This is a genomic window from Bradyrhizobium sp. LB11.1, assembly GCF_040549385.1.
Lineage (GTDB): Bacteria > Pseudomonadota > Alphaproteobacteria > Rhizobiales > Xanthobacteraceae > Bradyrhizobium.
Window position 1 is genome coordinate 400,020 of record NZ_JBEPTH010000006.1, and the last position, 12,463, is coordinate 412,482.

Here is a 12,463-nt window from a genome sequence, read left to right on the forward strand (position 1 = left end):
CGCCTCACCCCTCACCGCGCACCATGGTGTAGAAATCAACCTTCGTCGCCGCGGTCTCTTCCGCCGCCTGCTTGCGCCTGACCATAAGCTGCTCGCGCAACGGCGCGATAACGTCGCGCTCGACGACTGAGCCGAAATCACGCGATTGCACCAGGGCGTCGCACAGCGCGATCAGCCGCGCCTTCTCGCCATCGCGCCCGAGCGTGTAACCGAAGCCGAGCTCGCCGCTCGCAAGCCGAACGGCCGCGCGCGACACCGTCGCCTCGCCGAGATTAAACGGCGCGCCGTCGCCGCCGACCCGGCCGCGCAACATCACCAGACCGTTCTCGGGCTCCCGCAAATCCTGATGCCCGGGCAGGTGGATCGTGCGGAGGCGAGCGGCGATCTCGCCCGCCTCCGCGTGCGCCAGCACGGCCATGGCGGCCTGGCGCTGGGCTTGCTGGGTGTTGTGCTGGGTCACCGAATCCACCGATCTTTTCTGCAGAACTTGTCGATTCCAAGTTGTCTATTATACTAGACAACTTGATACGGAAGCGCCATGACTGTTTCGTGACAAAGCTGTGATTTCTGGGCTAGGCTGGCCGCCGACATGAGCATGCAGGACACCGCCTCCTCTGGCGTCGCGCTGTGGCGACTCGTTGCCGACGGCATCGAGCGCGGCATCGCCGACGGCCGTTTTGCCGCAGGCGACAAGCTGCCGGGCGAGATGGAGATCGCCGAGACTTATCGCGTCAATCGCCACACCGTGCGGCGCGCGCTCGCGGCGCTTGCCGAGCGCGGCATCGTCCGCGCCGAACGCGGCAGCGGAACCTATGTCGAGGCGCAGAAACTCGCCTATCCCTTGCGCTCGCGCACGCGCTTCTCCGAGATCGTCGGCGCCGGTGGTCGCGAACCGCGGGGCCAGCTGATCGAGGCATCGGAAGACATCGCGACCCGCGAGCTCGCGCGGGAACTGGGATTGAAGTCCGGCGCACCGCTGGTCCGGATCGAGGCCATTCGCCTCGCCGACCGCACGCCGATCTGCGTCTCCACGACCTGGCTGTCGGCGGAACTGTTTCCGAGTGCCGGCACCGTGTTTGCCGCGACGCGCTCGATGACGAAGATGCTCGAGCATTACGGAATCCGCGATTACCGCCGCGGCGCCACCCGGATCACCGCCGGCATCGTCGATGCGACCGACGCTGCGCGGCTTGATCTCCCGCTGGGCCGGCCGATCCTGGTGGTCGATGCCACCGACCTCGATCTCGAGGGCAAGCCGCTGGTGACGAAGCACTCGCGCTTTGCGGCAGAGCGGGTGGAGTTTTTAGTCGAGCCTTAGGGGCGCTCGCTCGCTCCACGACAACGGTCTCGTAGGGTGGGCAAAGGCGCTCTTGCGCCGTGCCCACGATACTTCCAAGATTCGAGAGGAATGGTGGGCACGCTTGCGCTTTGCCCACCCTACGGCAGCTGTGATCAGGCGACAGCCCTTCGCCCAATAATCGCAAACCGCAGCTTGCCGGAGATGAAATCGATCGCGGCGACCGCGACCAGGATCATCAGAATCAGGAACGACACCTTCTGCCATTCCAACACGCGGATCTGCTCGGCGAGCTGGAGGCCGATGCCGCCGGCACCGACGATCCCGATGATGGTGGCCGAGCGCGTGTTGGATTCGATGAAATAGAGCACCTGTCCGGCGATGACAGGCAGCACCTGCGGCATCAGGCCGAAGCGAATCTCGTGCAGCGCGCTGCCACCGGAGGCACGGATGCCCTCGACTTGCTTCTGATCGGCCCCTTCGATCGCCTCCGAGAACAGTTTGCCGAACGCGCCGAAATCCGACACCGCGATCGCGAGCACGCCGGCGAACGGGCCGAGCCCGACGACGTTGATCCACACCAGCGCCCAGATCAGCGTGTCGACGCCGCGAATCGAATCGAGGAATCGCCGCACCGGAAAGCGCAGGAAGATCGACGGCACCACATTGCGCGCCGCGAACAGGCTGACCGGCAGCGCCAGCACTGCGGCCAGCGTGGTGCCGAGCAGCGCGATCGACAGGGTCTCTCCCATCGCCTTCAGATAGAGCGGCAGCGACGAGCCGGGATCGGGCGGGATCATCATCATGCTGATCCAGCCGAGCTGGCTCAGCCCCGAGATGAAACGCGACGGCGAGAAATCGAGATCGACCAGGCCGAACACGAAGATCGCGAACGCGACGACGAGCATCACGGGCGTTGCGAGGCGCAACGACGCCGGGCGGCTAAAGACATCTGGGTAGCGCGCGCGGAGCTCCGCGGCATTCATCTCCGGGAGCTTGCTCACGTCCGCGCCTCCCTGCCGAACAAGCGGCCACGCACCCAGCCGGTCGTGATGTCGATCAGGAAAACCGTGACGATGATGGTCACGAGGATCGCGCTGACGTCGGAGTAGTAGAATTTGCGGATCGCGACGATCAGCTCCTGCCCGATGCCGCCAGCGCCGACGAAGCCCATGACCGACGCCTCGCGGACGTTGATCTCGAAGCGGAGAAGCGCGTAGCTGGCGTAGCCGGCCGAGACCTGCGGCAGGATCGCAAAGCGCATGCAGGAAATCCAGCTCGCACCGGTCGAGCGGATGCCCTCGACCGGCTTCATGTCGGCATTCTCGACGATTTCCGAGAACAATTTGCCGAGCGCGCCCGTGGAGTGGATCGCGATCGCGAGCACGCCCGCCATCGGCCCGAGGCCGAAGGCGATCACGAAGATCAGCGCGAAAACGATGCCCGGCACCGTGCGCGCAAATTCGAGCAGGCGCCGCACCACGAAGCGAAGCCATGGTCCGGGCGAGGTGTTTTCAGCCGCGAAGAAATTCAGCAGGAAAGCCAGGACAGCGCCGGCCAGCGTGCCGACATAGCTGATCAGCAGCGTCTCTCCGAGCAGCTTCAGCCATTTGTGCCAGCCCCAGAACCACTCGCCAAAATTGGCCCAGACCCGCTGACCGCTGTCGAGGGTGAGGATGCGGTCGAAATAGCTGACGAAGTTGCCGAAATAGGCGAAGAAGGTGCGCAAATTCACCTCGGCGCCGATCGATGCCACGATCAGCGCGGCGACGAACACGGCGAGGCCTGCCAGCAGGCGCAAGCGCTTGCGCGCAACTGCCTTGCGATAGGCAGCGTTGAGGACGGCGAGCTGCTGCTCGGGTAGGATCGAAACCGCAATCGTCATCGAAGGCACGGATCCATCAAGAAAAAGAGCCGGGTCCGCCGACCCGGCTCGAGTAGCGTCGTCCCGACGAGCTCAGGACGCCTTCTTACGCAGATTGTCGACGAACTTAATCAGCTCGATGGTCTTGTTGTAATCGTCGTTGGAGATCGGCTCCCAGGGCTTGTTCTTGCCGTCGGAGAGCTTCTTGAACGCCTCGGGATCCTTCTGCGCCGCGTCGAGGAAGGCCTTCTTGATGGCGGCCTTCATATCGTCGGGCAGATCGCTGAGATAGGCGTAGGGCGAGTTGATGATGAGGTCGGACTTCACGATGATGCGGAAGTCTTCCTTCTTCAACACGGTGCCGTCGGCCGACTTCACCATGCCCTTGTTGAGCATGCGGGTCAGGTTGGAATCGTCGGCGGCGTTCCACCAGTTGGCGGCGACGTCGACGGTGCCCTGGGCCAGCGCCAGCACTGCATTCTCGTGGCTACCGGTGAAGATCACCTTGGAGAAGTAGGCGTCGGGATCGATGCCCATCGCGTTCAGCTTGAAGCGGGGCATGTTGTTGCCCGAGGTCGAGTTCGGATCAACCAGGCCGAGATTCTTGCCCTTGAGCTCCTCGACTTTCTGGTACGGCGACTTCGCCAGCACGTAGAACACCGAGTAGTAACCCTTCGATCCGTCGGAATTGACGTCGATGACGAAGGCATCCGTCTTCACGCCGGTGAGACGCGCGCGGGCGAACGAGGCCGGGCCGTAATAGCCGATCTGGATGTTGCCGGCGCGCTGGCCTTCGATGACGGCAGCGTAGTCGTTGGCGACGCGCAGCGTAACCTTCACGCCAAGCTCCTTCGACAGATAATCGACGAAGGGACCATAGCGCTCGGTGACGCCCGAGCCGTTCTCGGCCGGGATCACGGCGAAGGTGATCTCCGGATATTTCGCTTTCCAGTCTTCGGCGGAAGCGGATCCGGCAAAGGTCAGCGCGGCGGCGCCGGCCAGAATGAGTCTGCGAGTAATCATGATGACCTCTTCATCGGTTGGGTTCGGTTGACGCAAAAAACTGGCAATGACGGCTGCGGCGCTCCTCAAGCGGCGGCTGCCGCCGTTCCGAGTGCCGGGACGCCCTCGGGCGCCGGGACAGGTGTGCCGCCCATGACGTCGGCAGCCTCAAGATCGTAGAGCTCACGCGCGACAAGGTCGGTCAGCTCGGACGGCGCGCCGTCGAACACCACCCGGCCCGCCGCCATGCCGATCAGGCGGTCGCAATAGCTGCGCGCCAGATCGAGCGAATGCAGATTGCAGAGCACGGTGATGCCGAAGTGCTTGTTGATACGCAGAAGCGCATCCATCACGATCTTGGTGTTGCGCGGGTCGAGCGAGGCGATTGGCTCGTCGGCGAGGATGATGTCGGGCTGCTGCACCAGCGCCCGCGCGATCGCGACGCGCTGCTGCTGCCCCCCGGAGAGCTGGTCGGCACGCTGGGCGGCGAGCGAGGCGATATCGAACTGTTCGAGCGCCGACATCGCCAGCGCCTTGTCCTGCTCGGGCCAGGTCTGCGACAGCGAGCGCCAGGCCGGCATCGTGGCCAAACGTCCCATCAGCACGTTGGTCAGCACGTCGAGCCGGCCGACCAGGTTGAACTGCTGAAAGATCATCGCCGATCGCGCCCGCCACTGCCGCAGCTGCTTGCCGCGCAGCGCGGTGACGTCGAGGCCGTCGAACAGGATACGGCCCTGCGTCGGCGTCACCAGACGATTGAGGGTCCGCAACAGCGTCGATTTACCGGCGCCGGAACGCCCGATCACACCGACGAAGCCGCCGGGGGAGATTTGAAACGAGGCGTCGTCCACCGCGGCTTTTGCGCCGAAGCGGCACGTCAGACCTTCAACCACCAGCATGCAGGGCTCCAGAGTAGCTGGAGCCCATCGCTATCGCCGACGCTTGACACTTGTGTGACACGGCCATCGCGGTGCGGCGATCCTACACACATCGTCCACTGTCATCGCGTCGTCGTGACATTGTCATCAAGCCGCTCGAAGACGAGCGCCTGCCCTCAAGCTTTCGGATGCAACATGGCCAAGCTGCTTTCGGTCCAACCGACCATCGATGCATCTGCGAAGCTGCACGAGACCCGGCTTGGCGCCTACACCGAAGTCGGCGCGCGCACGATCCTGCACGAGGTGGCGATGGGCGATTACTCCTACGTCGTCAACGACGCGCAGATCACCTACACCACCATCGGAAAATTCTGCTCGATCGCGGCGATGACGCGCATCAATCCCGGCAATCATCCGATGCACCGCGCGACGCAGGCGCACTTCACCTATCGCTCCAGCGCCTATTTTCCGGGCGAAAGTGACGACACTGAATTCTTCGACTGGCGACGCCAGCATCACGTTCATATCGGCCATGACGTCTGGATCGGCCATGGCGCGGTCGTGCTGCCGGGCCGCAACATCGGCACCGGTGCGGTGATCGCGGCCGGCGCCATCGTCACCAAGGACGTGCCGGCCTACACCATCGTCGCCGGCAATCCCGCGCGCATCGTGCGGCGCCGGTTCTCGGAAGAGGTTGCCGGACGGCTTGCAAAGCTGGCATGGTGGGACTGGGATCACGACAAATTGCGTGCGGCGCTGCCCGATTTCCGCAAGCTCGCAATTGAAGATTTCCTGACGGCATATGAAGCAGGGGCACATTGCTCTGCCAGCAAACGAAGCGCGGTCGCGTGACAGACATTTTCCTTGAAGGTGGTCGGACCCTGATCGACTCCGAGTTCGCCGAAACTTCACTCGCGGTTTCCGGAACTGACATTACGCAGGTCGACGCGTCTCGCGGCCGAGCCCGGCTGGCGATCGATGCGCGCAACCTGCTGGTGCTGCCCGGGATCGTCGACCTTCATGGCGATGCCTTCGAGCGGCAGATGATGCCGCGCGCCGGCGTCGATTTCCCGATCGACGTCGCGCTTGCCGACACCGACCGCCAGGTCATCAGCAACGGCATCACCACGGTGTTCCACGCCACGACCTGGTCGTGGGAGCCGGGCCTGCGCAGCGGCGACAATGCAAGGTGTCTGCTCGAGGCGATCGAGCGGCAGCGTCCGCACTTCGCCGCCGACACCCGCTTTCACCTGCGGCACGAGACCTACAATCTCGATGCCGAGGACGAGATCGGCCAGTGGCTCGCCGAAGGCCGCGTCGACCTGTTCGCTTTCAACGACCACATGGACGGCACCATCGGCGACATGGCCAAGCCACGCAAGCGCAACCGCATGGTGGAGCGCACAGGGCTATCGAGCGACGATTTCGACAGCCTCGTCGCTCACATCGTATCGCGTGCCGCCGATGTTCCGGCATCGATCGGCCGGCTCGCGGCTGCTTCTCGCGCCGCCGGCGTGCGGATGCTCTCACATGACGATGCGACGCCGGCGATGCGACAAGGCTTTCGTGCTATGGGCGTGACTCTCGCCGAATTTCCGATCAACGAGGAGACCGCGCGCGAAGCCGCTTCTGCTGGCGACGCCATCGTCTACGGCGCGCCGAACGTCCTGCGCGGTGGCAGCCATACCGGCTGGACCAAGGCGTCCGACATGATCGCCAAGGGACTCTGCTCGGTGCTGGCGTCGGATTATTATTATCCGGCGCCACTGCTCGCCGCGTTCCGGCTTGCCGCGGACGGCGTGCTGCCGCTGACGGAGGCCTGGAAGCTGATCTCGTTGGCACCGGCGCAGGCCACAGGCCTGATCGATCGCGGCACGCTCGCCGCAGGCCGTCGCGCCGACATCCTGCTGGTCGACGACAGCGCGCCCGAACGGCCGCGGCTGGTTGCGGTGATTGCCGCCGGAAAGCTCGTGCATCTCACCGATGCGACGCGGCTGCTCAGCGCTGCGGCGACGCCGCGCGAGACTGTCGTCGCGGCATAAATTGGTTATGCTCCGGCAATGACAGATTCTCCCCGCTACGCGATCTATTTTGCCGCCGGCGCCGACAATGCGCTGTCCCGCTTCGGCGCTGAGCTGCTCGGCTATGATGCCTACACGGGCGACGAGATTTCGTTTCCGCAGGAGGCCCTGCATGTCGCGCCCGACTGGCGCGACATCACCGCCGATCCCCGCAAATACGGCTTTCACGGCACACTAAAGGCGCCGATGGCGCTGGTATCGGGCAGGACCGAGGCCGAGCTCGAGGCCGCCTGCGCGACATTCGCAGAGAAGGCGCGGCCGATGCCGGTGATCCAGCCGGTGGTCGATGCCATCAGCGGCTTCATCGCAATCATTCCGGCTGAGCCTGTCGACGCGCTCCAGCAGCTGGCGGCGGACTGCGTCCGCGATTTCGATTCATTTCGCCCGGCCCTGACGGCGGAAGATCGCGCGCGGCGCAAGCCGGAAAGGCTCAGCGGGCGGCAGCGCGAGTATCTCGACCGCTGGGGCTATCCTTACGTGATGGAAGAATTCCGCTTCCACATGACGCTGACGGGGCGGCTCGATGCGGAGCGCCGCGGGCCGATTCTGGAGATGCTGCGGGGGCGGTTTGCGACGCTGAAGCTGGATACGCTGGCGATCGATCGGATCGCGCTGTTTCGGCAGGACGATGCCAAGGCAGGATTTCGCATCATCGGTGAGTGGAAGCTGGCGCGGACCTCGTAGGGTGGGCAAAGGCGCGAAGCGCCGTGCCCACCACTCTTCGTGACAGCAACAGGTTGTGGGCACGCTACGCTTTGCCCACCCTACGATTGCGGAGTGTGCGACTCTACTTCCCCCACCGCAGCGCCAGCGCGTCACGCTCCTTCGCCAATTCCAGCAGCCCCGCGCGTGTCGCCGGGTGCAGCGGCTGCAGCGGATGGCGGACCATGTCCGACTTGATCACGCCGCCGGCCTGCATCATTGCCTTGCAAGCGATCAGGCCGCATTGGCGGTTCTCGTAGTTGATCAGCGGCAGCCAGCGCTCATAGGCGGCCTTCGCCTTCTCCCGATCGCCCGCGAAATAGGGATCGATGATCTGGCGAATGCCGTCGGGATAGCCGCCGCCGGTCATCGCGCCGGTCGCGCCCGCATCGAGATCGGCGAGCAGCGTGATCGCCTCCTCGCCGTCCCAGGGACCCTCGATATCGTTGCCGCCCGCTTCGATCAGGTTACGGAGCTTTGACGCCGCGCCTGCGACCTCGATCTTGAAATAGCGGATGTTGCCGAAGTCGCGCGCCAGCCGTGCCAGCAGCTCGACGGACAACGGCGTGCCCGCGACCGGCGCATCCTGGATCATGATCGGGATGCTGATCGCTCCCGAAAGCACCTTGAAGAACTCGACGACGCCTTTCTCCGGGACGCGAAAGGTCGCGCCGTGATAGGGCGGCATCACCATCACCATGGCGGCACCGGCGGCCTCGGCCTGCTGGCTGCGCGCCGCGCACACCGCCGAGCTGAAATGGGTGGTGGTGACGATCACGGGCACGCGGCCGGCGACCTGCTCCAGCACGGCATGCATCACGGTCTCGCGCTCGGCATCGGTCAGCACGAACTGCTCGGAAAAATTGGCGAGAATGCAGATGCCGTGCGAGCCGGCGTCGATCATGAAATCGATGCAGCGGCGCTGGCCGTCCAGGTCGAGCTCGCCGCGCTCGTCGAAGATGGTGGGCGCAACCGGGAACACGCCGCGATAGGGGCGCTGGGCCTTGTTTTGTGGTGTGACCGGCATCGAACTCTCCATCCCCAAGATTCTCGTCTGTCGCCGCGCTCGCGCGGCGCAACAGATGTACTCGGCGAGCGGACCGGCTGCAATGCCGTTTCCCGCGCGCCGTTGGAACAGGGAATGAAGGCCTAAGCGGTCTTCACCGCGCCAAGGAAGCCCTCGACCGCGACGCGGAGGCGGTCGGCGTCGGCCGACATCTTCTGCACGGAGCCGGTCAGCACCATGCCGGCATTGCCAGTTTCCTGGTTGAGCTTGGCGACGCTGCCGATGGTGTCGGTGACCTCGCGGGTGCCCTGGGCGGCATGCTGGAAGTTGCGCGAGATCTCGGTGGTGGCGGCCCGCTGCTGTTCGACGGCAGCGGCGATCGCGGTCATCTTCTCGTCGATGCCGCTGATGGCGCCGCCGATCGAGCGGATCGCGGCGACCGCCTGCCCGGTCGCGCCCTGAATCTCCTCGACCTGGCGGGAGATTTCTTCGGTCGCGGTCGCGGTCTGCGCCGCGAGGCTCTTGACCTCGCCGGCAACGACCGCAAAGCCACGGCCGGCTTCGCCGGCGCGCGCCGCCTCGATGGTCGCGTTGAGCGCGAGCAGATTGGTCTGGCCGGCGATGGCGTGGATCATCTTCACGACTTCGCTGATGCGGCCCGCGGTCTGGTCAAGGATCTCGACGGTGGCATTGGTCTGCGCCACCTGCGACACCGCTTCGCGCGCATCGCGTGCGCTGGACTGCACCTGCGCGGAGATTTCGCCGACGGAGGCCGACAGCTCCTCGGTTGCAGCCGCAATGCTTTCGAGATTATTGGTGGCCTGCTCGGCGGCGGAGGAAACAGCTGCCGTCTGGCTGCTCGATTCCGAGACCAGCGTGCGCACATCGGTCGCGGTGGCATCGAGTTCCTTGGCCGACGCGGCGACGCTGTGGATCACCGCCTGCACGGTGTCGTCGAAACTGCGGCAGGCGTCATCCACGGTACCGGAACGGGCGAGCTGCAGCGCTTGCTCCGATTGGCGTTCCTGGCCGAGACGTTCAGCGGTGGCCGCGCTCTCGCGCAGGCTTTCGAGCGCGGCGGCCATCGTGCCGAACTCGTCGGGATAGCGGGATTGCGGGACTTGCGTGGCGTAATCGCGGGCGCTGATCCGGGCGATGGCGTCGAGAATCGCGCGCACCGGGCGCATGAGGCGATTGCGCACCACGTAGACGCCGGCGAGGGTCACGGCGAGCGCGATCAGGAACGCGAGCGACTGGATCACGAGGTTGGTCAGCGCCTTCGCCTGCACCGTCTCCGCCCGCGCGATCGACTGATCCAGCGCCTTGGCCGCGACACCGACAATGAGCGGGAACGGCGACTGGCAGAGCGTGTTCCATTCCGCTGCCGGCATCGCAGGCTTGCCGCTGCCGTCAAAATTCTTGGTGAGATCACCGATCTGCTTGAGGACGCCGTCGGTCTTGGCGCGCGCCTCCTTGGCCGCGATCACCAGATCTGCCGTCACATCCGGCGCGGCCAGCAACTCGGCCATGCCGGACCAGCCGGAGGCGATGATGCCGTCCCACTGGGCCACCGACCGCTTCTGGGTCTCGTCGAGCGGCTTGCTGCTATTGACGTTCGAGCGCAGCATCGAGCAATGGATCCCGTAACGGTCGCGCACCTGCCAGGCGAAGCGGCGGACCTGAATCATGCGGGCGATGAAGGGGTCATTCATCCAGGCGCGGTTCGACACCGCAGTGGAGGCGAGGTTCGCAGTGTCGATGACCTTGGTGACGGCATCGTACCAGGAGCTGGTCCGCTCGATCTTGCGCTCCGCGCGCGGACGCTTGGCTTCGTCGTAGAACAGCTGGAATTGCGGTGCGGCCTCGCCCCAGCGCTGCTTCAGTGTGCTTGCGAGCTCGTCGCGGCGAGCGAAATCGACAGTGGCAAGCGCAGCACCGATGCCGTCATAGCCGCCCTGCTCCGCCTTCTCGGCCTCGGCGAGTTTTGCGCGCGGATCATCATCGCCGAGGATCGCGCTCTGAGCATCGCCGCGATTGTTGCGCAAGGACAGCACGCCGTGGAAGATCGCCTTGTCGGCGGTGGCAAGCCGCGCGGTCTCGAGACTGTCGCTGTAGCGACCGAAGGCCCCGACCATCTGGATCGCCGTGCTGGCGAGCGCGCCGGCCGCCAGCAAGGCCATCAATACCAGGAGAAGCGAACTTACCGATTTCTTAAACATTGACATGGGGTCAGGGGCCTACTCTTCCAAGAGAGGCCAACTTGCAGCGCGACATGCCAATGTTCCGTTAAGGTTTTAATCAAATGAGGCCGGAAGGTCCCCTTTTGCCAAACCTTTGGACGGCTCCGGACGTCACGAAACCTTCGTGAAATCCGGCGGACGCCGCTCGGCAAAGGCGGTAAACGCCTCGCGCGCCTCAGCCGTGCGCAGGCGCTGGGCGAACTGCTCGCCCTCCGCCAGCATCTGCGCCACCAGCGCCTCGCCGTTGCGCATCAACTTCTTGGTCGCGGTGAGCGCGCCGGCCGGCTGCCGGGCAAGACGCTGAGCGAGCGCAAGCGCCTCGGTGTCGAGCTTGTCGAGCGGCACCACGCGGTTGGCTAGACCCCATTCCAGCGCGGCTTTGGCCGGCACGGTCTCGCCGAGCGCAAACATCTCATAGGCGCGGGCATAACCGATGCGCGCCGGCATCAGCAGGCTCGAAGCGGCCTCCGGCACCAGCGCAAGTCTGACGAAAGGCGTCGACAATTGAGTGTTGTCGGCCAGCACGACGAGATCACAATGTAGCAGCATCGTGGTGCCGACGCCGACGGCGCGGCCCTGCACCGCTGCGACCAACGGACGGGTGCAACGGGCCAGCGACTGGATGAAACGGCCGACATTGCGGCTGCCTTCGGACTTGCCGCTCGTCACTGCCGCAAACTCGCCGACATCATTGCCAGCGGTGAACATGTCGCCCTCGCCGCGAATCAACAGCACGCGGGTGGACAAGTCGAACTCGGCGGACTCAATCGTGTCAGCGAGCTTGCCGTACATCGCGTCCGTCAGGGCGTTCTTCTTGTCGGGTCGCGCCAGCGTGATTGTGAGAATTCCGTTGTTGTTCTCAACTCGCACATGCTCGGTCATGGATCTCTCCTCTTATTCGTCTGGGTCTCTTGTGAAGTCTCTTGGAAACTTGTCCTGAATGCTCGTCAGCCAGCGTGCGACGACGTCGATCTCCGCTGCGGTGAATCCTTCCGTCAGCGCCGCATTGACCGCGGCCGCATCGGTCTTCGCCTTTGCCAGCACGGTGCGGCCTTTCGGCGTCAGCCACACGCGCCAGGCGCGTCCATCCTCGCGGTCAGCCCGCCGCTCGACCAGCGTCGCCGCAGCACTGCGATCGACCAGACCGGAAATGCCGGCCGGCCCCAGATCGAGCGACGCGCCCGCCTCGCCCATCAGGACGCCGTCCTGCTTGCCGAGGATGAACAACAGCCCGGCCTGCGCCGGCGTCACTTCGCTCTCGGGCTGCGCAGCCATCCACCGCTGCAAGCGCCGTTGCGCGACGCTCAGGAGGTAGATCAGCCGGTGATGCCTCGCAGCGGCCGCTTTATTTCGCATGCGAAATATATAATCGCCGCGGATTGGATTGTCAAAG

Annotated in this window: 13 protein-coding genes; 4 read left to right on the forward strand and 9 right to left on the reverse strand. The window is 64.9% G+C overall.

From position 1 onward, the window contains the following. Window positions 1-4 precede the first annotated feature (4 nt). A complete protein-coding gene (gene phnG, locus ABIA96_RS18990; protein ID WP_354138556.1) occupies window positions 5-469 on the reverse strand; it encodes a phosphonate C-P lyase system protein PhnG in 465 nt (154 codons plus the stop codon). 120 nt (window positions 470-589) lie between these two features. Between phnG and phnF the strand changes: the two genes are divergently transcribed. Further along, entirely contained in the window at window positions 590-1,318 is a 729-nt protein-coding gene (gene phnF, locus ABIA96_RS18995) for a phosphonate metabolism transcriptional regulator PhnF (RefSeq protein ID WP_354138557.1), read from the forward strand. A 134-nt stretch (window positions 1,319-1,452) separates the two neighbouring features. Here phnF and phnE (ABIA96_RS19000) read toward each other — a convergent pair whose 3' ends face one another. The 4 genes from phnE (ABIA96_RS19000) to phnC form a co-directional block, all read right to left on the reverse strand. Next, complete coding sequence (phnE, locus tag ABIA96_RS19000; protein ID WP_502918835.1) at window positions 1,453-2,283, reverse strand: phosphonate ABC transporter, permease protein PhnE; 831 nt, start codon at window positions 2,281-2,283, stop codon at window positions 1,453-1,455. Window positions 2,284-2,297: 14 nt separating this feature from the next. Continuing rightward, on the reverse strand, window positions 2,298-3,182 hold the full coding sequence (gene phnE, locus ABIA96_RS19005; RefSeq protein ID WP_354138559.1) for a phosphonate ABC transporter, permease protein PhnE: 885 nt from the start codon (window positions 3,180-3,182) through the stop codon (window positions 2,298-2,300). Window positions 3,183-3,254: 72 nt separating this feature from the next. Then, window positions 3,255-4,184 (reverse strand): phosphonate ABC transporter substrate-binding protein, encoded by a 930-nt coding sequence (gene phnD / locus ABIA96_RS19010; RefSeq protein ID WP_354138560.1) that lies wholly within the window; start codon window positions 4,182-4,184, stop codon window positions 3,255-3,257. Window positions 4,185-4,249: 65 nt separating this feature from the next. Next, the gene (gene phnC / locus ABIA96_RS19015) at window positions 4,250-5,062 is read right to left on the reverse strand and encodes a phosphonate ABC transporter ATP-binding protein (protein WP_354138561.1); all 813 of its coding nucleotides are present in this window, start codon (window positions 5,060-5,062) and stop codon (window positions 4,250-4,252) included. Window positions 5,063-5,236: 174 nt separating this feature from the next. Between phnC and ABIA96_RS19020 the strand changes: the two genes are divergently transcribed. The 3 genes from ABIA96_RS19020 to ABIA96_RS19030 are packed head-to-tail and all read left to right on the forward strand — an operon-like array spanning window position 5,237 to window position 7,806. Beyond that, window positions 5,237-5,893 (forward strand): LbetaH domain-containing protein, encoded by a 657-nt coding sequence (locus ABIA96_RS19020; RefSeq protein ID WP_354138562.1) that lies wholly within the window; start codon window positions 5,237-5,239, stop codon window positions 5,891-5,893. Continuing rightward, window positions 5,890-7,083 (forward strand): alpha-D-ribose 1-methylphosphonate 5-triphosphate diphosphatase, encoded by a 1,194-nt coding sequence (locus ABIA96_RS19025; protein ID WP_354138563.1) that lies wholly within the window; start codon window positions 5,890-5,892, stop codon window positions 7,081-7,083. The genes ABIA96_RS19020 and ABIA96_RS19025 overlap by 4 nt, the downstream gene beginning before the upstream one ends. Window positions 7,084-7,101: 18 nt before the next feature. Beyond that, entirely contained in the window at window positions 7,102-7,806 is a 705-nt protein-coding gene (locus ABIA96_RS19030) for a DUF1045 domain-containing protein (RefSeq protein ID WP_354138564.1), read from the forward strand. A gap of 103 nt (window positions 7,807-7,909) precedes the next feature. Here ABIA96_RS19030 and ABIA96_RS19035 read toward each other — a convergent pair whose 3' ends face one another. The 4 genes from ABIA96_RS19035 to ABIA96_RS19050 form a co-directional block, all read right to left on the reverse strand. Continuing rightward, window positions 7,910-8,851: a dihydrodipicolinate synthase family protein gene (locus tag ABIA96_RS19035; RefSeq protein WP_354138565.1), complete on the reverse strand. Its 942-nt coding sequence runs from the start codon at window positions 8,849-8,851 to the stop codon at window positions 7,910-7,912. A 122-nt stretch (window positions 8,852-8,973) separates the two neighbouring features. Further along, window positions 8,974-11,055, reverse strand: coding sequence for a methyl-accepting chemotaxis protein (locus tag ABIA96_RS19040; RefSeq protein ID WP_354138566.1), 2,082 nt, complete (start codon window positions 11,053-11,055; stop codon window positions 8,974-8,976). A 126-nt stretch (window positions 11,056-11,181) separates the two neighbouring features. Continuing rightward, entirely contained in the window at window positions 11,182-11,952 is a 771-nt protein-coding gene (locus ABIA96_RS19045; protein ID WP_354138567.1) for an enoyl-CoA hydratase, read from the reverse strand. Between the two features lie 12 nt (window positions 11,953-11,964). After that, window positions 11,965-12,426 carry a MarR family winged helix-turn-helix transcriptional regulator gene (locus tag ABIA96_RS19050; RefSeq protein WP_354138568.1) on the reverse strand — a complete coding sequence of 154 codons (462 nt, stop codon included), beginning with the start codon at window positions 12,424-12,426 and terminating at the stop codon, window positions 11,965-11,967. Between the last annotated feature and the right edge of the window lie 37 nt (window positions 12,427-12,463).

What these genes read in the sequence shown, in the direction of transcription:
- phnE (WP_354138559.1), bottom strand. Translation starts at nt 3,182, where the DNA reads ATGACGATTGCGGTTTCGATCCTACCCGAGCAGCAGCTCGCCGTCCTC.
- ABIA96_RS19040 (WP_354138566.1), bottom strand. Translation starts at nt 11,055, where the DNA reads ATGTCAATGTTTAAGAAATCGGTAAGTTCGCTTCTCCTGGTATTGATG.
- phnD (WP_354138560.1), bottom strand. Translation starts at nt 4,184, where the DNA reads ATGATTACTCGCAGACTCATTCTGGCCGGCGCCGCCGCGCTGACCTTT.
- phnF (WP_354138557.1), top strand. Translation starts at nt 590, where the DNA reads ATGAGCATGCAGGACACCGCCTCCTCTGGCGTCGCGCTGTGGCGACTC.
- ABIA96_RS19030 (WP_354138564.1), top strand. Translation starts at nt 7,102, where the DNA reads ATGACAGATTCTCCCCGCTACGCGATCTATTTTGCCGCCGGCGCCGAC.
- phnE (WP_502918835.1), bottom strand. Translation starts at nt 2,283, where the DNA reads ATGAATGCCGCGGAGCTCCGCGCGCGCTACCCAGATGTCTTTAGCCGC.
- ABIA96_RS19020 (WP_354138562.1), top strand. Translation starts at nt 5,237, where the DNA reads ATGGCCAAGCTGCTTTCGGTCCAACCGACCATCGATGCATCTGCGAAG.
- ABIA96_RS19050 (WP_354138568.1), bottom strand. Translation starts at nt 12,426, where the DNA reads ATGCGAAATAAAGCGGCCGCTGCGAGGCATCACCGGCTGATCTACCTC.
- ABIA96_RS19045 (WP_354138567.1), bottom strand. Translation starts at nt 11,952, where the DNA reads ATGACCGAGCATGTGCGAGTTGAGAACAACAACGGAATTCTCACAATC.
- ABIA96_RS19035 (WP_354138565.1), bottom strand. Translation starts at nt 8,851, where the DNA reads ATGCCGGTCACACCACAAAACAAGGCCCAGCGCCCCTATCGCGGCGTG.
- phnC (WP_354138561.1), bottom strand. Translation starts at nt 5,062, where the DNA reads ATGCTGGTGGTTGAAGGTCTGACGTGCCGCTTCGGCGCAAAAGCCGCG.